Raw genomic sequence first — 17266 nt, 5'->3', positions numbered from 1 at the left:
GGGTGCGGGGCTCAGAAGATGTCGTCGCGGATGCAGGCCTTGTAGTGCCCCGGGGAAACCTCGCGCAGCTCGGGCACGGTCTCGGCGCACTCGGGAATGGCGTAGCGGCAGCGGGTGCGGAAGACGCAGCCCGAAGGCGGGTTGATGGGGCTGGGGATGTCGCCCTCGAGCACGATGCGTTCGCGCTTGATCGTGGGGTCGGGCACCGGCACCGCCGAGAGCAGGGCCTCGGAGTAGGGGTGCTTCGGGTTGGTGTAGAGCTCGTTGGCCGGCGCCATCTCCATGATCTTGCCCAGGTACATCACCGCGATGCGATCGGAAACGTATTCGACGACCGCGAGGTCGTGGGCGATGAAGAGCAGGGTCAGCCCCAGCTCGTCCTTGAGGTCCTGCAGCAGGTTGACGACCTGGGCCTGAATGGAGACGTCGAGCGCGGAAACGGGCTCGTCGGCGACGATGAACTCGGGATCCACCGCGAGGGCGCGGGCGATGCCGATGCGCTGGCGCTGCCCGCCGGAGAACTCGTGGGGGTAGCGGCGCATGTGGTCCGGCGAGAGGCCCACGAGCTTGAGCAGCTCGGCCACCCGGTCGGTACGCTCCTGGGCCGTCTTGACGAGCCGGTGGATGATCAGCGGCTCGGCAATGATGTCGCCCACGGTCATGCGCGGGTTGAGCGAGGCGAACGGGTCCTGGAAGATGATCTGCATGCGGCGGCGGAAGGGCCGCAGCTCGGGCTTGGACAGCCCCACCACGTCGGTGCCGTCGAAGATGACCTCGCCGTCGGTGGGCTCGATGAGGCGCAGGATGGTGCGGCCCACGGTGGTCTTGCCCGAACCCGACTCGCCCACCAGCCCGAGCACTTCGCCGCGGTTGACGTAGAAGCTGACGTCGTTCACCGCTTTGACGTGCCCCACGGTGCGCGAGAGGATACCGCCGCGAATCGGGAACCACTTCTTGAGGTGGTTGACTTCCATGAGGGGCGTGGCGTCCCTGTTCATGCGTGGGCCTCCTCCCTGATCTCCCGCCAGCGCACGCAGCGCACCATGTGCCCGTTACCGGCATCCTCGAGGGGCGGAATCTCCTGGTCGCACACCCCGGGGACCGCGTACTTGCAGCGGGGGTGGAAGGCGCATCCGGGCGGCAGGAAGAGCGGGTTGGGCACGTTCCCGGGGATGGCCTCGAGCCGCTGCTGGTTGACGGCGCTTTCGTCGACGCGCGGCACCGAGTTCAGGAGCCCCATCGTGTAGGGGTGCAGCGGATCCTTGTAGGTGTTGACCACGTCGGCCTCTTCGACCGCCCGGCCCGCGTACATCACCACGACGCGGTCGGCCATTTCGGCCACCACGCCCAGGTCGTGGGTGATGAACATGATCGACATGCCGATCTCTTCCTGCAGCTTCTTCATCAGCTCCAGGATCTGCGCCTGAATCGTGACGTCGAGCGCGGTGGTGGGCTCGTCGGCGATGAGCAGGCTGGGGTTGCAGGAAAGCGCCATCGCGATCATCACGCGCTGGCGCATCCCGCCCGACATCTGGTGCGGGTAGTTCTTCAGGCGCTTGTGGGGTTCGGGAATGCCCACCAGGTCGAGCATGTCGGCGGCCAGCTCGAGCGCTTCCTTCTTGCTCTTGCCCTGGTGCAGCACGATGGCCTCGGCAATCTGATCGCCCACGGTGTAGACGGGGTTGAGCGAGGTCATCGGCTCCTGGAAGATCATGGCGATGTCGTTGCCGCGGATGCGGCGCATCTCGTGTTCGGGCAGCGAGAGCAGCTCCTTGACCTCGCCGTCCTTGCCGCGGAAGTGGATCTCGCCCCCCGCGATCATCCCGGGAGGCATGGGGATCAGGCGCATCATCGCCAGCGCCGAAACCGATTTGCCCGAACCCGACTCCCCTACGACGGCGAGCGTTTCACCTTTATCGATGTGATAGGAAACGCCGTCAACGGCCTTGACGATGCCTTCGTCGGTCTTGAAGTGCACCTTCAGGCCCTTGACCTCTAATAGACGCTTGTCGTTCATCTAAGCTCCTTTGGTCGCTAGTGCTCTGCGCGGGGATCGAGCGCGTCGCGCAAGGCATCTCCTAGATAGTTATACGTCAATATGCTAACAAAGATAAAGAACCCGGGGATAAACAGCCAAGGCCGTTCCTTGATGGCGCTAATGCCGATCTGCTGGGCCTTCGAGAGCAAGAGCCCCCACGAGGAGGAGGGTTCCTGGATGCCCAGGCCAAGGAACGAAAGTCCCGACTCCGCGAGGATGTACCCGGGGATGGCGAGCGAGGCGACGACGATCAGGTAGCCGAGGGTGCCTGGAATGATGTGGCGGAAGAGGATGCGCGCGTCGCCCGCCCCCAGGGCCTTGGCCGCCTGGGCGTATTCCATCTCCCGCAGCTGCAGCACGAAGCCGCGGATGTTGCGCGCCAGGCCGCCCCAGCCCACGAAGGCCAGGATGGTGAGCACGAGCAGGAAGCGCGTCGAGGAGGGCATGTCGTATTGCGCCAGCATGCCCGAGAGGATGATCAGCAGGAAGAGGCCGGGAATCGCCGCGAGGATCTCGGTCGTGCGCATGATCAGGTCGTCCACGTCGACGGCCAGCCGTCCAAAGAGGAACATCCAGACCATGATCCCCAGGAGGCCCCCGAAGACGAGCATGGCCAGGTACCGCTCCAGCCCCTCGCTGATCGAGAGGAAGCCCTGCATCGTGGTGTAGAGCACCGCGGTGGCCGCCCCCCAGAAGGCGTACTGCAGCACCAGGCCGATCAGGAAGATGGGCACCCGCCGTTCGTGCACGGCCTCGCGCCAGCCCTCGGCCAGGGCGCCCCCGCTGAAGAATCCGTTTTGCTGCTCGGCCCCTTCGCTTCCCGCTGCGGCCGCTCGCTTCTGCGGCGGCCGGAAGAGGCCGCGGACGATGTGCACCCGGCTGCCCGCATAGTAGCCGGAGATGCCGCCCATGGTGATGCCGATCAACAGGGCGACGATCGTCGCCAGGATTCCGATCGTCAGGCTGATGCGCGCCCCGAACCAGATGCGGCTGAACATGTCGCGCCCGAAGTCGTCGGTGCCCCAGAGGAAGAGGTAGGCCTTCTCCTCGACCAGCCAGGGACCGCCCATCAGGTGCAGGTCCATGGGGATGAACCCCAGGAACTTGTAGGGGTAGCCCTTCACGAAGAAGTAGATGGTGTACTTCTCCTCGCAGTTCTCCTTGAACTCCAGCTTGAAGGTGCGCGGGTTGCGGCTGCGCTCCACCTTGCAGACGTAGGGGCGGGTCCAGCGGCCGTCCTCGGTCTTGAAGTACACCTTGGTGGGCGGCACGAACTGCAGCTTGCGGAAGCTCTTGGCCTCGGGGTAGGGCCCGACGAAGTCGGCGAAGAGGGCCAGGGAATAGAGCACCAGCAGCACCACGCTCGCCCAGCGGGCGAAGGGGTGGCGCCGGAAGCGCATCCACGCTTTCTGCCAGTAGCTTTGGCTGCGCTCGCCTAAGCCTTCGCGGAGGTTGGTGTCGTGGATATCGGACATCGTAGCTCCTAGCTGTAGCGGATCCGCGGATCCACCCAAGCGAGCAAGAGGTCGGAGAGCAGGTTACCGATCATCAGCAGCACCACCGAGATCGAGATGCTGCCCATGAGGATGTAGACGTCGATGCTGAAGATGGCGTCGAGGATCAGCGGCGTCAGGCCCGGCCAGGCCATCACCACCTCCACGAAGCCAGCGCCCCCGAAGAGTTCCGGCAGCAGGAAGCCGATCGAGGCGATGATGGGGATCACCGCGTTGCGCAGGATGTGCTTGTAGATGACCACGCGCTCCGCCAGCCCCTTGGCCCGCGCGGTGCGCACGTAGTCCTGCATCTTGGTCTCGAGCATCTGGGTGCGCATCACGCGCGTAAGCCCCGCGGTGCCGGCGGTCCCGGCGACGATGACCGGCAGCACCGCGTGCCACATCACGTCGAGCCACTGGCGCCACTTGGGCGCCTGAAAGAAGTCGACGCCGTCGATGTAGAGCGAACGCATCCCCCCGATCGGGAAGATCTCGTGGCCGAAGGTGTCCTTGAGCCAGAGGGCGAAGTAGAGCATCAGGAGGGCGAAGAAGAAGTTGGGCACCGCCAGGCCGAAGAAGGCGAAGCTGGTCCAGAAGCGGTCGCCCCAGGAGTACTGCCTGAGGGCCGAGTAGATCCCGATCGGTATGGAGACGACGTAGATGAAGACGATCGACGAGATCACGAGCACCATCGAGTTGAGGATGCGCGGCTTGAGCACGTGCCATACGTCGGTTTGATAGCTGAGCGAAAGGCCCAGGTAGCCCTTCATAAAACCCGACAGCCACTTGGCGTACTGGACCGTGAACGGCTGGTCCAGGCCGAAGAGGCGCCGGAAGTTCTCGATTTGTGCGCGGTCGTACGAGGGGTCCAGCTCGAGCCGGGTGATGAAGTCGCCCGGGGCCAGCTGGATCACCAGAAAAGCCAAAAAAGTAGCCCCCAGGAAGGTGGGGATCAGGTGCAGAAAGCGGCGGAGGATGTATGCGGTCATGTTTGTAAGCTCTGGAAAGTGGGGCACGGCGCCGGAGCCAAGGGCTCCGGCGCCGTACTTTGGGTTACTTCTTGACGAAGACGGTCTCGATGTAGGGGAACTGCCCGACGATCGAGGTGATCTGGTCCTTCGCGAAGAGGCCGCCCACCTTGTTGAGGCGCGCCGGGTTGTAGGCCGGGGCCACGGTGTAGGTGAGGGGCAGGTTCTCGGCGACGACCTGCTGGAAGCGCACGTAGATCTCGCGGCGCTTCGACTGCTCCAGGGTGGTGGCACCCTGCTTCATCAACTTGTCGATGAGGATCTCGAACGACTGGAAGTCGGGGCCGTAGTTCCACATGTGCAGCGGCCCGTCGAGCTCCCAGACGTTGCGGCTGAAGGCGGGCTCGATGCCGCCGGTCAGACCGATGAGGATGGCGTCGAAGTCGCGGGTGTTGAGGATCTGGCGCACCAGCTCGTTGAAGGCGATCGGGGCGTACTTGACGTTCACGCCGATCTTCTTGGCGTCTTCGGTGAAGAGCTGGGCGATCTTCTCACGGGTGTTGTTGCCCTGGTTGGTGGAGAGGCGGAACTCGAGCGGCCGACCCGAGGCGTCCACGAGGATGCCCTGGGCGTTCTTGTTGCGGAAGCCGATCTCGGCCAGCAGCTCGGCGGCCTTCTCGGGGTTGTACTCGAACTTGGCGACGTCGTCGGTGAAGAACTGCTTCACCGGGATCGAGATCGGGCTCCACTGGGGCTTACCCAGGCCGCCGAGGGCGAGCTCGATCATCGAGTCCTTGTCCATCAGGTGGGCCATCGCCTGACGGAACTTCTTGTTGCGGAAGAGCTGGGCCTTCCAGGGATCGTCGCTGTTCCAGTTGAAGAAGATGAAGTTGGTGCCGGTGGTGACGTCGGCGTTGGGGAAGATGCTGGCGTCGAGCTTGCCGGCGTCGATGCGCTCGATGATCTGAGCCACCTGGTCGGCGTTCGAGGCCGCGAAGAGGTCGAGCTCACCGGCCAGGAACTTGGCCAGCGCCGCGTTCATGTCGGCCACGATGGTGAAGACGTAGCGGTCCAAGTACGGGAGCTGGTTGCCCTTTTCGTCCACGCCCCAGTAGTTGGGGTTCTTCTTGAGGACGACGCGCTCGCCCTGGACGTACTGGTCGAGCATGAAGGGGCCGCCGGAGACGAGCTTGGCGGGGTCGGTGCCCACGTCCCACATCTCCGTGACCTTGCCTTCCTGGTAGGCCTTCTCGAAGACGTGCTTGGGAACGATGTACCAGCCCTGGATCAGCGCCGGGGCGAAGGGCTTGGGGAAGTCGGCCTGGACGGTGTAGTCGTCGATCTTGGTCCAAACGATCGGCGAACCGTCGATCTCGAAGCTCTTGATCGAGTTCGAGCCCACGTCGGGGTCGGCGTGCACCTTGGCGCTGAAGATCACGTCGTCGGCGGTGATGGGCTGGCCGTCCGACCACTTGGCGCCCTCGCGCAGGTGGAAGACGATGGTCAGGCCGTTGTTCTTGACCTCCCAGCTCTTGGCGAGCATGCCCTCGGGCTCGAGGGTGTAGGGGTTGTAGCCGGTCAGCACCGGGAGCATGAGGCCGATCACGTCGGTCGAGGACGTTTCCTTGGCCACGAAGGGGTTGAACGTCTTGGGGTCGGAGGTCGACCAGTCGCGGAAGTCTCCGCCGAACACCGGCGTCTCGTCCGCGTTCGGCGCCTTGAACACTTTGGGCTGGGCCAGGGCCAACGCCCCCAGAGCCAGCACGACCAAGATCCAAATAGGTTTCCTCATTTAGATACCTCCTCTTTCGTGACCCAGTCCGCCTTCGGCGTTTGGCTATCCAGCGGATTTGGGCTTAGTCGCACGTTACCCGTTAGGCAAGGGGCCTGTCAAGAATATACCGCGTATAAAATTCATGAATATCCCGATCGCTAAACGGAAAAGCGGGGCCCGTGGCCCCGCCTTGGTGTGCGGCTGCAGTTACCGGGGGATTTTGTTGATGATGACCGAGAGCACGAGGAAGGCCGCGCCCAGCCAGATCGTCACCCGGTACAGCCCTCCGGTCACGCCCCGGGCGGCGAACAGGTCGGTGGCCCCGCCACCCAGGATGTCGCCCCCGCCCTGCTTGGGCTCCTGGAGGAGCACCACCCAGACCAGCCCCGCCGCAATGGCGAGGTAAAGCAGAATCAACAGCGTGTACAAAATGCCCATTTCGTCCTCCTCGTACCTCTGGTGCCGGGAGCGGGACTCGAACCCGCACGGCCTCGCGGCCGGTAGATTTTGAGTCTACTGCGTCTACCAATTCCGCCATCCCGGCGCGCGTCCGCCCTCTACTATAGGCGCTGGCGTCGGAAGGCGTCAACAAAACCCGGCGCGCGGCTGGAACCCGTCCAGCACCGGCCCGGCCGCCCCCGAGCCGGAACCCGCGGGCGGGGCGGCCGTCTACGCCGGGGCCCCTCCGCCCTCGGGCAACCTGCGCCAGCCCCTGCGGGCCGCAGCGTCCCGCAGCACCCGGTCGGGGTAAACGGCCACGGCCTCGCGCGCCAGCTCGAGCAGCGGCAAATCGCTCGCGGTGTCGCCGTAGGCGCGGTCGGGCGCGCGCCCGCCCAGATGCTCCTGCACCCGCCGCGCCTTAACCGCGGCCACGTTGACCGCGCCCGCAGGGTTCTTGGGGCAGACCCCGTCCACGCAGACGAAGGGCGTGCCCAACGCCTCCACCTCCGGGCCCAGGCGCCTGGCGAACGCCTCCAGCACCGGCTGGAAGGTGCCCGAGGCGAGGACGACCCGCACCCCGCGCTCCAGCCCGGCCCGCAACTCGGCCAGCACGTCCTCGCGCCGCTGCGGCCACAGTTCGTGCTCCACGACCCAGGCGGCCATGGCCTCGACTTCGGCTGCGGTGGCGCCCGCGAACAGGCCCGCGAGGTCCCGCATCCACTTGTTCTGGTACCGGCGCTTGTCGATCAAACCGCCCTTGGCCAGCAGCGCCCCCGGCAGGTGCGCCAGGAAGAAGCGGCGATAGGCGGCGCGGCGTCCGTTTCGCTCGAGCCAGCGCCCCACGCCCTGCCAGGTCTCCCCCGTGGTCAGGGTGCCCTCGACGTCGAAGACCCAGACCTCCTCAGGCACCGGCGATCCTCTCGGGGTGAACCTTGCGCCAGTAGCGCACCAGGCCCGGCACGCTCATCCAGGCGGGGTCGGCGATCTCGTACTCGGCCAGCGTCTCCTCGTCCAGCCCCGCCGCGCGCAGCTCGTCCGCCACCAGTTCCTCGAAGCGCGGGATCATCGCCTCCTCGTCCAGGCCCTCGCGCATCCACCCGAGCACCCGTTCGGCCCAGCGGAACATGCGGTCCTCGAGGTCGTCCAGGTGCGCGGCCACGTCGGCGTAGGCGCCGAAGTGGGTGGGGCGGATCTCCGCCGCCCCGAGGCCGCGCAGGCGGTCCAGCGAGGCCTTCCAGCGCTCCAGGTGGATCTCCGGGGGCGGGAAGGGCGGCACCACCGGCCCCGCGCCGATGCGCACCCCCCCGACGTCGCCCGAGAAGATCACGCCTTCGGTGACCCAGGCGTGGTGGTGCCCCGCATGCCCCGGGGTGTCGAGGGCCAGGAAGCGGGAGGCGCCCACGGCGATCTCCTCGCCGTCCTCCACGGCGCGGACCCGATCCTGGGGCACCGGGCCCGAACGACCCCAAAGCTTTTCCATCTGCTCGCCGTAGATGCGGCTCGCGCTCTCCCAGAGGCGCGTGGGATCGACGAGGTGGGGCGCGCCCCGGGGGTGGACGTAGACGACCGGAGCGCCGTCGTCCACGAGCCGCCAGGCAGCCCCGGCGTGGTCGAGGTGGATGTGGCTCACGAAGACCGCGCGCAGGTCGGCGGGCACGACGCCGTGCTCGACCAGCGCCTCCTTGAGGCGGGGGTAGGTCGACTCGGGCCCGGTCTCGACGAGCACGGGTCCTGCGGAGGTCTCCACCAGGTAGGCCGCGATGGTGTGCGGCCGGCCGAACCGCAGGTCCAGGGTATGAATCATGGCTCTAGTTTAGCGGTCCCGGGGTCAGGAACCGGTCTGCGTGGAGGCCCGCACCACCAGGCGGGGCTCGAAGCGCTGGTGGCGCGGCGGCCCCTCCGAGCCCTGCAGGCGCTCGATGAGCATGCGCGCCGCCGCCCGCCCCATCGTCTCGACAGGCTGCTCGAGGGTGGAAAGCCCGCGCGCCGCCGTCCAGGGCTGGCCGTCGAATCCGAGGACGCGCACCTCGCGGCCCACCTCGAGCCCCAGCCGCTCGGCCGCCTCGACGACGCCCAGCGCCACCACGTCGGCGGCGGCGAAGACGTTGAGGGGCGGCCTGTGCAGTTCGAGGAACCGCTGCAGGGCGATCTGCCCTCCTTCGGCCGAAAGCCGCGTCCGGAAGATGTGGTCTTCCGGCAGGGGCACCCCGACCTGCGCCAGCGCCTCGCGAAAACCGCCAATGCGCGCCGAGAAGACGGTGCTCGCGAACGCCCGGTCCAGCTCCTCTTCGATCTGCACCGCGAAGACCGGTCCACCGAGCGCGAGCAGGTGCTCCGCGGCGAGGCGTCCGCCCAGGGCGTTGTCGAGGTAGGCCGAGTCGTAGGCCTCGCTGCGAGCGTCGACCATGACCACGGGACGGTCGGTGGGGAGCCGGCCGCCGGGGAAGCGCTCGGCAAGGTCGTAACTGGCCACGATCAGGCCGTCGGTGTGGTAGGCCAGCGCCGACGAGTTGAGGAAGCGCTCGAGCCGCTGCTTGGAGAGCAGCGGGAAGAGCGCCAGGTCGTAGCGCTGCTCGCCCAGCTCGGCCTCGATGCCCTCGAGCAGGCGCAGGTAGAACTCGGTGCCCACGAACGGCAGCAGCACCGAGACCGTGTAGCTGCGCCCGCCGGCGATGCGGCGTGCGTGGGGGTTGGGCACGTAGCCCAGCTCCTCCATGACCGCCTGCACCTTCGCGCGGGTCTCGGGCCGCACCGCGGGCGAGTTGTTGATCACCCGGCTCACCGTGCCGATCCCCACCCCCGCGCGTTCGGCCACGTCGGCGATCGTCGGGGCGTTCCTTCCGTTCTTGGGCGTCCTGGAACCGTTTCCCACCGCAGGTTTAGTGTATCCTGGGCCAGGACGCCTGGGGAAGCCCATCATGAACGCCGTCGATCTGCTCTGGATCCTGCTCAGCTACCTCATCGGTTCGATCAGCTGGGGGTTGATCTTTGGCTTCGCCCACGGCCTCGACCTGCGCCGCCGCGACCTTCCCGGGGGTTCGGGCGTCTTCCGCCAGCTCGGTCCCGTCTGGGGCGTGCTCACCGCTCTGCTCGACGCCGCCAAGGGCGCCTTCGTGGCCCTGCTGGCGGCCCAGGCGCCGGAGGGTCTGGCCCCCTGGATGGCGACCGCGGTGGTCGCGGGGCATTGCTGGCCGGTCTACTTCGGTTTCTCGGGAGGCGGCGGGCTCGCCCCCAGCCTGGGCTTCTTCCTCGTCTACCGCCCCCCGGTCACGCTCGCCGCCCTCGCGGTGGTCGCGGCGGTGGCGCTCCTCTACTACCCCTGGTGGCGCAGGCGCGGGGGCGTCCTCGGCATCTACCCGATCCCCTTCGCCGCGCTCTTCGGTTACGCCTACGCGCTCTGGGCATTGCGCGGCGACCCCGCAGGGTTCGGGGCGATGCTGGGGGTCACCGCCGTGGTGCTGGCCCGGGGCCTGCGCCTGCTGCAAGGCCGACGGTGACCATGCGTCTGGTTCGGACGGAAGGCCTCACCTATTCGCTCGGCGACCGCGACCTGCTGCGCGGCGTCGACTTCGAGCTGCGCCACGGCGACCGCGTCGCCCTGGTGGGCCGCAACGGCTCCGGGAAGACGACGCTGCTGCGGCTGCTCTCCGGCGAGCTCGAACCCCACGCCGGGCGGCTGCTCTTCGGCCCGGGAGTCACGCTGGCGCGCACGCGCCAGGAACCCCGCTTCGGCGAGGAAACGGTCGGCGAGGTGCTGCGGCAGGGCTTCGCGCGGCTCGAGCGCATGGAAGCGCGACTGACCGAGCTGGAGGCGCGTCTCGACGACCCCGAGGCCTACGGCGAGTGGGAAACGCTGCACGCCCACTTCGAAGCGGCGGGCGGCTACACCCGCGAGGCCCGCTACCGCGCCGTGCTGAAAGGGCTGCGCTTCGCGGGCCGCGAGGACGAACCCGCCGGCCGGCTCTCCGGCGGCGAAGCGCGGCGGCTGGAGTTGGGGCGGGCGCTCCTGGCCGCCGCCGACGGGCTGCTGCTCGACGAGCCCACCAACCACCTCGACGCCCCGATGCGCGCCTGGCTGGCCGGCTTCCTGGCCGAGCACAAGGGCGGCCTGCTCTTCGTCAGCCACGACCGCTGGTTCATGAACCGCCTGGCCGCGGCGGTGGCCCACCTGGAGCGGGGGCGGCTCGCGGTCTACCCGGGCGACTACGAAGCCTTCCGCACGGCGCGGGCGGAGCGCGAGGCCCAGGCGTTGCGCGTCTGGCAGAACTGGGAGAACCGCCGCCGCGAACTCGAGGCCAGCCTGGAGCAGGCGCGCCGCTGGGCGCACTCGAGCGAGAAGCAGGCGGTGCGCAAGCGGGCGCTGGAGACCCGCTACGAAAAGCTGCTGGCCGAGGAACCGCCCAAACCCGAGCGCGCGGGGCGCAGCGTGCGCATCCGTTTTCCGACCGCGCCCGGACCCGAGCGGGTGCTCGAGGCCGCGGCGCTGGAAAAGCGATTTGGCGGGCGCCGCCTCTTCCGGGTGGAGAACCTTACCGTGCGGCGCGGCGAGCGCATCGCCCTGGTGGGGCCGAACGGCGCGGGCAAGAGCACCCTGCTGCGGATGCTCCTGGGCGAGCTCGGATCCGACGATCCGGCCGGATTCGTGCGCACCGGACCGGGGGTGCGGGTGGGCTACTACGACCAGAAACTGAGCGGTTTCGACGAGAACCTGACCCTCTTCGAGACCCTGCACCGGCTGGTGGGCGACAAGGAGGCCCACAACCTGCTGGGGGCCTGGCTCTTCCCCTACGACGCCCAGTTCAAGAAAGTGGGCGACCTTTCCGGGGGCGAACGCGCGCGGCTGGCCCTCCTCAACCTCGCCCTCGTCGAAGCCAACCTGCTGATCCTCGACGAGCCCACCAACCACCTCGACCTGGAGACAATCGAAGCCCTGGAAGCGGCCCTGGCGCGCTACGAGGGCACGCTGATCGTCGTCAGCCACGACCTCGCCTTTTTGAAGAACCTCGCCACCCGCACCTGGCGGGTGCAAGGCGGCGTGTTCAGCGACACCCCGCGCCCGCCCGACGCTCCCGGCGCCGGGGCCACCCCGGCGGAAACGGCCTCCGCGTCCGCCCCCAAACCCAAGCCGGCCGGCCGGCCCAGGCGCAGGAAGAGCCGCTGGCACACCGAGCGGTTGATCGAGAAACTGGAGGCCGAGATCGAAGACCTGCACGCCCGGCTCGAGGCGCTGCACGCCCGCGCCGCCAAGCCCGGCCTGGGCCCGGACGACTATGCGGCCATCGCCCGCGAGGAAGCGGAGCTGAAGGAAGCGCTGGCCGCACGCGAGGCCGAGTGGGAACGGGCGGTGGAGGAGCTGGAGGCGGGGTGAGGGGTTGGGGCGTAGGGTGTAGGAGGTGGGGTGTGGGCAGGTCATAAATCGTCATTGAGCGTTCGGAGCATACAGCGCCGACAACCCCCACCCCGGCTCTCCCCAAGGGAAGGGCTTTGATCGCGCAGCAACCCAACCGCAGCGTCGTGGCGTGGCCCGGGCCCCGATCGATCGGCCTCGCCGGGATGTGGGACGTGGGAAGTGGGGTGCGGGAACGATTTTTCAAATGACCGCATCGGCCTGGAACTCGTTCGGCCGTACTTTCGGAAACCCTACCTCCTACCTCCCACCTCCCACCCCCTGCTTTCCCGTTGCCGCCGACGGGTCCACCACGGGCCACAGGCCAGGGCTGCTGCCACGCACCACGAACTACGTACCAGGCACCCCCTTCTGTTACCATCGAAGCCATGAAGATGCTTCGTTTCCGCAAAGACGGGCGGGTGCAATGGGGCTGGCTGATGGGCGAGGACCACGTGACCCCCATGCGCAAACTGGACGGCGAGCCCGCCGGCGAGGTCTACCCCATCCGCGAGCTCGAGGTGCTTCCGCCTGCCGAGCCCAGCAAGATCGTCTGCGTGGGCCGCAACTACGCGGACCACATCAAGGAGATGGGGCACGACTTCGGCGAGGACCTGCCGGCCGAACCCGGCCTCTTCCTCAAGGCCCCTAACACCCTGGTGCCCTCGGGGGCCGAGGTGGCCTACCCCGACTGGACCGAAGAGCTCCACTACGAGGGCGAGCTGGCCGCGGTCATCGGACAGACCGCCCGGAACGTGAGCGAGGAGGAGGCGCTTGGCTTCGTGCTGGGCTACACCAACGCCCTCGACCTGACCGCGCGCGACAAGCAGAAGAGCGACCTGCAGTGGATCCGCGCCAAGAGCGCCGACGGCTTCCTGCCGCTGGGTCCGGTGCTGGAGACCGAGCTGGACCCGAACGCCACGGCGGTGCGCACCTGGGTGAACGACGAGCTGCGTCAGGAGGCGAGCACCGAGCGGATGATCTTCCCGGTGGCGCGCGTGATCAGCTACGTGTCGCGGTTCATGACGCTCGAGCCCGGCGACGTCGTTCTCACCGGCACGCCCAGCGGGGTGGGCCCGCTGGCGCGCGGCGACCGCGTCCGCGTCGAGGTCGAAGGGGTGGGGCGGGCGCTCGAGGTAACGATCGTCTAGCCCCGCCTCGTATAGAATGGGCCGCACGATGGAACCTTCCGCCAAGCGCTGGCTTTTCAACCTCCTGGGGTTCGTCTTCCTGGGGCTCGCCGCCCTGGGGGTGGTGCTCCCGGTGCTCCCGACCACCCCGCTGGTGCTGCTGGCGCTCTGGGCCTTCGCCAACGGCTCCGAGCGGATGTACCGCTACGTCTACCACCACCGCTGGTTCGGCGCCGCCGCCCGCGACTGGAAACGGCACAAGGCCATCCCCCGGCGCGGGAAAGTCCTGGCCAGCGTTACCGTGGCGCTCACCGCCTTCTACCTGCTCTTCTTCTCCGAAGCCCCCCGCTGGGCCGCCTGGACTTCGGTGGCGCTGATGGCCTACGGGATGTTCTTCGTGCACACCCGGCCCACGCTCGAGCGCATCAAACCGCGCGCCCAGGAAGCGCCCGAGCGCCGCTAGCCCGCCTCGGCGTACTGCAGCTCGTAGAGCCGCGCGTAGTACCCGCCCGCGGCCAGCAACTCGGCGTGGCTGCCCTCCTCGACGATGCGGCCCTTGCGGAAGACGAGGATGCGGTCCACGCCCTGGATGGTGGAGAGTCGGTGGGCGATGATGATCGAGGTCCGCCCTTCCATGACCCGCGCCATCGCCCGCTGGATCTGGCGCTCGGTCTCGGTGTCCACGCTCGCGGTGGCCTCGTCGAGGATCAGCAAAATGTCGGGGTTGTGCAGCACCGCCCGCGCCAGCGCGATCAACTGCTTCTGCCCGGTGGAGAGCCCGCCGCCGCGCTCGGTGAGCACGGTCTGGTAGCCCTGGGGCAGCTTTTCGATGAAGTCGTGCGCCCCCACGAACTTGCAGACCTCGACCAGGCGTTCCATGGGGATGCGCTCGTCGCCCAGGCGCAGGTTGAACTCGATCGTGCCGGAGAAAAGGAAGGGGTCCTGTAGCACGATGCCGATCGCCCGGCGCAGGTCGCGCTGGCGGTAGTCGCGCACGTCGTGGCCGTCAATCATGACCCGGCCCTTCTGAACGTCGTAGAACCGAGCGATGAGGCTGACGGTGCTCGTCTTGCCAGCCCCGGTGGCCCCCACGAGCGCCACCTTCTCCCCGGGGCGGATGTGGAAGCTGACGTCCCGCAGCACCCACTCGTCCTCGGCCACCTCCTCGCCGGGGGCCTTGTAGGCGAACCAGACGTTCTCGAAGCGGATCTCGCCCCGAAAGCGCTCGACCGGCAGCGCGTCGGGCTTGTCGGTGACCTCTTCCGGGGTGTCGAGGAGGTTGAAGATGCGCTCGGCCGAGGCCATGGCCGCCTGGAAGATGTTGAACTTGTCGGACATGTCCTGGATGGGCTGGAAGAAGTTGCGCACGTAGTCGAGGAAGGCGACGAGCAGGCCGAAGGTGATGGCCCCCTGGATCACCGCCCCGCCCCCGAACCAGACGACCGCGGCCACGGTGGCCTCGCCCAGGAAACTGACGATCGGGTAGAACATCGAGAACCACCAGATGACCAGGATCCAGGCGTCCCGCAGCTCGCGGTTCACCGCGTCGAAACGGCGCTCCTGGCGGTCCTCCTGGGCGAAGAGCTGGGTGGTCTCGACCCCCGAGAGGTTTTCCTGCAGCGCGGCGTTGACCCGCGCCAGCTTGAGCCGCATGAGCCGGTAGGCGTCGCGCATGCCGATGCGGATGCGGGTGGTCACCCACAACAGGAGCGGCATCACCGCGAAGGTGATGAGCGCCATCTTCCAGTTGAGGTAGAGCATGAAGCCCATGATGCCGACGAGCATGAAGAAGTCGGCCAGGAAACCCACCAGCCCGCCGGTGATGAAGTTGTTGATCGCGTCGACGTCGGAGGTGATGCGGGTGAGCAGGCGGCCCACCGGGGTGCGGTCGAAGAAGCCCAGGTGCAGGCGCTGGATCTTCTGGAAGATGTCGCTGCGCAGGTCGAAGAGGACGTGCTGCCCCAGCCAGGCCAGCGCGTAGGTCTGGGTGTAGCGCGCGGCGAAGTCCACGATCCGCACCCCGATGAAGAGGGCGCTCGCCAGCAGCAGGACCCGGTAACGCTCGGCCAGCTCGGTGACCTGGGTGGGCACCAGGGCGTGGTCGATGGCGTACTTGAGGATGAGCGGAAAGACGTTGGCGGTCAGGGTGGTGACGATCAGCGCCACGAGCGCCACCAGCACGACCTTCCAGTAGGGGAAGGTGTAGCGCAGGATGCGGCGGGCCAGGCGCGGATCGAAGGATTTCTTGAAGGCCTCGTCTTCGTGCACTAGCCCACCTCCGCTTCCAGGCGCTGCATCCGCTCGAGCTCGGCGTAGTGCCCCCCGGCGGCGAGGAGCTGCTCGTGGGTGCCCTCCTCGACGATGCGGCCGTCCTCGAGGACCACGATCCAGTCGGCGTGCGCCAGGGTGGAGACGCGGTGGCTGATGAGCACCGTGGTCTGCCGCCCCAGCACCTCGCGCAGGCCCTGGAGGATGCGCGCCTCCGTCTCGGTGTCGACCGCGCTCATGGCGTCGTCGAGGATGAGGATGTCGGGCTTCTTGGCCAGCGCCCGAGCCAACGCCACGCGCTGGCGCTGGCCGCCCGAGAGGGTGACGCCGCGCTCGCCCAACAGCGTCTGGTAGCCGTCGGGGAAGGCCATGATGTCGTCGTGCACGCCCGCCAGCTTGGCGGCCCAGACGACCCGCTCCATGTCCAGCTCGGGCAGCCCGAAGGCGATGTTCTCGGCGATGGTCTCGGAGAAGAGGAAGGGCTCCTGCTGCACCCCGGCCATGCGCCCGCGCAGCACCGCGAGGGGGACGCGTTCGATCGGGTGGCCACCAACGAGGACGCGGCCGCGGGTGGGCTCGAGGATGCGGGGGATCAGGCGCGCGAGCATCGTCTTGCCGCTGCCCGTGCGGCCGGTGACGCCCAGCGTGCGCCCCGCGGGAATCGTGAGGGTGAGGCCCGAGAGCACCTCCCGCCCGCCCAGCTCGAGGTGGACGTCCTCGAAACGGACCTCGGGCGCGTAGCTGCGGATGCTGAAGTCGGTCTGGGGGCCGTCGGCGATCCGGGGCTCGGCCTGGAAGAGCTCGTCCAGGCGCACCCAGCTGGTCAGGCCCCGCTGCCACAGCCCCATCACCCAACCGAGGCCCAGCATCGGCCAGGAGAGCTGCAGCAGGTAGGTGTTGAACTGCACGAACTCGCCCAGCGTCATCTGCTCGCGCACGACCATCCCGCCGCCGAGCCAGAGGACGAGCACCGCCGCCGCCCCCATGAGGAGGCTCATCATCGCGTGCAGCGGCCCCTCCACGCGCGCCAGCGCCAGGCTGCGGGCGATGTACTGCCGGTTTAGCTCCTGAAAGCGCGCGGTCTCCCGGTCCTCGATCGCAAAGCCCTTGACCACGCGGATTCCCGAGAAGTTCTCCTGGGCGAAGGTGCTGATCTTGTCGAAGACCTCCTGGGCCGCCCGGTAGCGCCGGTGAATGAGCGAGAGCAGGTAACGCATCACGAAGAAGACCGGCGGCACGGCCACGAGCATCCAGGCGGCGAGGGTGGCGTTGACCAGGAACATGGCCACCGCGGCCATGACCAGGAACCAGGCGATGCGCCAGCCCATGTTGAGGCCGGGGCCCAGGAACTCGCGCACCGCGTTCAGGTCGGTGTTCAGCTTGTTCATCAGGTCCCCCACGCGCTCGCGGGCGTGGAAGTAGAAGTCGAGGTGGATCAGCTTGTGAAAGAGCGCCCTGCGGATCTCGTACTCGATCTCGCGGCTGGCCACGACGCTGAGGCGGCGCTGCGCCCAGCTGAGCACGGCGATCACGCCCCAGAGGCCGATCAGGCCCGCGGCCCAGTAGACGTAGCCGCCGTCGCCGGAGCCGATGGCGTCGATGGCGCGACGGATGAAGTAGGGGCCGAGGATGACGCCGAACTGCACGAGCAGACCGAAGGTAAGACCGACCGCGTACTTCCAGAGGTAGGGGCGCGCGAAGGGCAGGATGCCGCGCACGAACGAGAGTACTGACCGGTCAGTTTTCACGTCCGCCATTCTACGCCCCT

The 17266-nt window shown here is 67.9% G+C and carries 15 protein-coding genes and 1 tRNA gene; 4 read left to right on the top strand and 12 right to left on the bottom strand.

Going from position 1 to position 17266, the window contains the following annotated elements:
* Positions 1 to 11 precede the first annotated feature (11 nt).
* The 10 genes from OCEPR_RS03730 to OCEPR_RS03685 all read right to left on the bottom strand — a co-directional run bounded on the left by OCEPR_RS03730 (position 12) and on the right by OCEPR_RS03685 (position 9586).
* Positions 12 to 998: an ABC transporter ATP-binding protein gene (locus OCEPR_RS03730; RefSeq protein WP_013457367.1), complete on the bottom strand. Its 987-nt coding sequence runs from the start codon at positions 996 to 998 to the stop codon at positions 12 to 14.
* Entirely contained in the window at positions 995 to 2017 is a 1023-nt protein-coding gene (locus tag OCEPR_RS03725; protein ID WP_013457366.1) for an ABC transporter ATP-binding protein, read from the bottom strand. The genes OCEPR_RS03730 and OCEPR_RS03725 overlap by 4 nt, the downstream gene beginning before the upstream one ends.
* Positions 2018 to 2034: 17 nt before the next feature.
* Positions 2035 to 3513, bottom strand: a complete 1479-nt coding sequence (locus OCEPR_RS03720) for an ABC transporter permease (protein WP_013457365.1) — start codon at positions 3511 to 3513, stop codon at positions 2035 to 2037.
* A gap of 8 nt (positions 3514 to 3521) precedes the next feature.
* The gene (locus tag OCEPR_RS03715; protein WP_013457364.1) at positions 3522 to 4520 is read right to left on the bottom strand and encodes an ABC transporter permease; all 999 of its coding nucleotides are present in this window, start codon (positions 4518 to 4520) and stop codon (positions 3522 to 3524) included.
* A gap of 64 nt (positions 4521 to 4584) precedes the next feature.
* Positions 4585 to 6291 carry an ABC transporter substrate-binding protein gene (locus OCEPR_RS03710; protein ID WP_013457363.1) on the bottom strand — a complete coding sequence of 569 codons (1707 nt, stop codon included), beginning with the start codon at positions 6289 to 6291 and terminating at the stop codon, positions 4585 to 4587.
* A 189-nt stretch (positions 6292 to 6480) separates the two neighbouring features.
* Positions 6481 to 6711 (bottom strand): preprotein translocase subunit SecG, encoded by a 231-nt coding sequence (secG, locus tag OCEPR_RS03705; protein ID WP_013457362.1) that lies wholly within the window; start codon positions 6709 to 6711, stop codon positions 6481 to 6483.
* 19 nt (positions 6712 to 6730) lie between these two features.
* Positions 6731 to 6817: transfer RNA gene (locus OCEPR_RS03700), tRNA-Leu, on the bottom strand.
* Between the two features lie 125 nt (positions 6818 to 6942).
* Positions 6943 to 7623, bottom strand: coding sequence for an HAD family hydrolase (locus OCEPR_RS03695; protein ID WP_013457361.1), 681 nt, complete (start codon positions 7621 to 7623; stop codon positions 6943 to 6945).
* Positions 7616 to 8518, bottom strand: a complete 903-nt coding sequence (locus tag OCEPR_RS03690; RefSeq protein WP_013457360.1) for an MBL fold metallo-hydrolase — start codon at positions 8516 to 8518, stop codon at positions 7616 to 7618. The genes OCEPR_RS03695 and OCEPR_RS03690 overlap by 8 nt, the downstream gene beginning before the upstream one ends.
* 24 nt (positions 8519 to 8542) lie before the next feature.
* Entirely contained in the window at positions 8543 to 9586 is a 1044-nt protein-coding gene (locus OCEPR_RS03685; RefSeq protein ID WP_013457359.1) for a LacI family DNA-binding transcriptional regulator, read from the bottom strand.
* Between the two features lie 46 nt (positions 9587 to 9632).
* On the opposite strand from OCEPR_RS03685, the gene OCEPR_RS03680 reads away from it, so the two are divergent.
* The 4 genes from OCEPR_RS03680 (at position 9633) to OCEPR_RS03665 (ending at position 13693) form a co-directional block, all read left to right on the top strand.
* Complete coding sequence (locus tag OCEPR_RS03680) at positions 9633 to 10211, top strand: glycerol-3-phosphate acyltransferase (RefSeq protein ID WP_013457358.1); 579 nt, start codon at positions 9633 to 9635, stop codon at positions 10209 to 10211.
* Positions 10212 to 10213: 2 nt separating this feature from the next.
* Entirely contained in the window at positions 10214 to 12082 is a 1869-nt protein-coding gene (gene abc-f / locus OCEPR_RS03675; protein WP_013457357.1) for a ribosomal protection-like ABC-F family protein, read from the top strand.
* A gap of 407 nt (positions 12083 to 12489) precedes the next feature.
* Positions 12490 to 13251, top strand: coding sequence for a fumarylacetoacetate hydrolase family protein (locus OCEPR_RS03670; RefSeq protein ID WP_013457356.1), 762 nt, complete (start codon positions 12490 to 12492; stop codon positions 13249 to 13251).
* 28 nt (positions 13252 to 13279) lie between these two features.
* Positions 13280 to 13693, top strand: coding sequence for a YbaN family protein (locus tag OCEPR_RS03665; RefSeq protein ID WP_049773494.1), 414 nt, complete (start codon positions 13280 to 13282; stop codon positions 13691 to 13693).
* On the opposite strand, the gene OCEPR_RS03660 is transcribed toward OCEPR_RS03665, so the two are convergent.
* Together OCEPR_RS03660 and OCEPR_RS03655 are read right to left on the bottom strand one after the other, a co-directional pair.
* Positions 13690 to 15498 carry an ABC transporter ATP-binding protein gene (locus tag OCEPR_RS03660; protein ID WP_013457354.1) on the bottom strand — a complete coding sequence of 603 codons (1809 nt, stop codon included), beginning with the start codon at positions 15496 to 15498 and terminating at the stop codon, positions 13690 to 13692. The genes OCEPR_RS03665 and OCEPR_RS03660 overlap by 4 nt on opposite strands.
* The gene (locus OCEPR_RS03655; protein WP_013457353.1) at positions 15498 to 17255 is read right to left on the bottom strand and encodes an ABC transporter ATP-binding protein; all 1758 of its coding nucleotides are present in this window, start codon (positions 17253 to 17255) and stop codon (positions 15498 to 15500) included. Before OCEPR_RS03655 ends, OCEPR_RS03660 begins: the two co-directional genes overlap by 1 nt.
* Positions 17256 to 17266 lie beyond the last annotated feature (11 nt).

The organism is Oceanithermus profundus DSM 14977, assembly GCF_000183745.1.
Lineage (GTDB): Bacteria > Deinococcota > Deinococci > Deinococcales > Marinithermaceae > Oceanithermus > Oceanithermus profundus.
The sequence above is the reverse complement of the archived record's forward strand: the minus strand, read 5'-3'. Positions and strand labels throughout refer to the sequence as shown.

What these genes read in the sequence shown, in the direction of transcription:
- OCEPR_RS03715 (WP_013457364.1), bottom strand. Translation starts at nt 4,520, where the DNA reads ATGACCGCATACATCCTCCGCCGCTTTCTGCACCTGATCCCCACCTTC.
- OCEPR_RS03670 (WP_013457356.1), top strand. Translation starts at nt 12,490, where the DNA reads ATGAAGATGCTTCGTTTCCGCAAAGACGGGCGGGTGCAATGGGGCTGG.
- OCEPR_RS03730 (WP_013457367.1), bottom strand. Translation starts at nt 998, where the DNA reads ATGAACAGGGACGCCACGCCCCTCATGGAAGTCAACCACCTCAAGAAG.
- OCEPR_RS03720 (WP_013457365.1), bottom strand. Translation starts at nt 3,513, where the DNA reads ATGTCCGATATCCACGACACCAACCTCCGCGAAGGCTTAGGCGAGCGC.
- OCEPR_RS03710 (WP_013457363.1), bottom strand. Translation starts at nt 6,291, where the DNA reads ATGAGGAAACCTATTTGGATCTTGGTCGTGCTGGCTCTGGGGGCGTTG.
- OCEPR_RS03665 (WP_049773494.1), top strand. Translation starts at nt 13,280, where the DNA reads ATGGAACCTTCCGCCAAGCGCTGGCTTTTCAACCTCCTGGGGTTCGTC.
- abc-f (WP_013457357.1), top strand. Translation starts at nt 10,214, where the DNA reads ATGCGTCTGGTTCGGACGGAAGGCCTCACCTATTCGCTCGGCGACCGC.
- OCEPR_RS03690 (WP_013457360.1), bottom strand. Translation starts at nt 8,518, where the DNA reads ATGATTCATACCCTGGACCTGCGGTTCGGCCGGCCGCACACCATCGCG.
- OCEPR_RS03655 (WP_013457353.1), bottom strand. Translation starts at nt 17,255, where the DNA reads ATGGCGGACGTGAAAACTGACCGGTCAGTACTCTCGTTCGTGCGCGGC.
- OCEPR_RS03680 (WP_013457358.1), top strand. Translation starts at nt 9,633, where the DNA reads ATGAACGCCGTCGATCTGCTCTGGATCCTGCTCAGCTACCTCATCGGT.
- OCEPR_RS03725 (WP_013457366.1), bottom strand. Translation starts at nt 2,017, where the DNA reads ATGAACGACAAGCGTCTATTAGAGGTCAAGGGCCTGAAGGTGCACTTC.
- secG (WP_013457362.1), bottom strand. Translation starts at nt 6,711, where the DNA reads ATGGGCATTTTGTACACGCTGTTGATTCTGCTTTACCTCGCCATTGCG.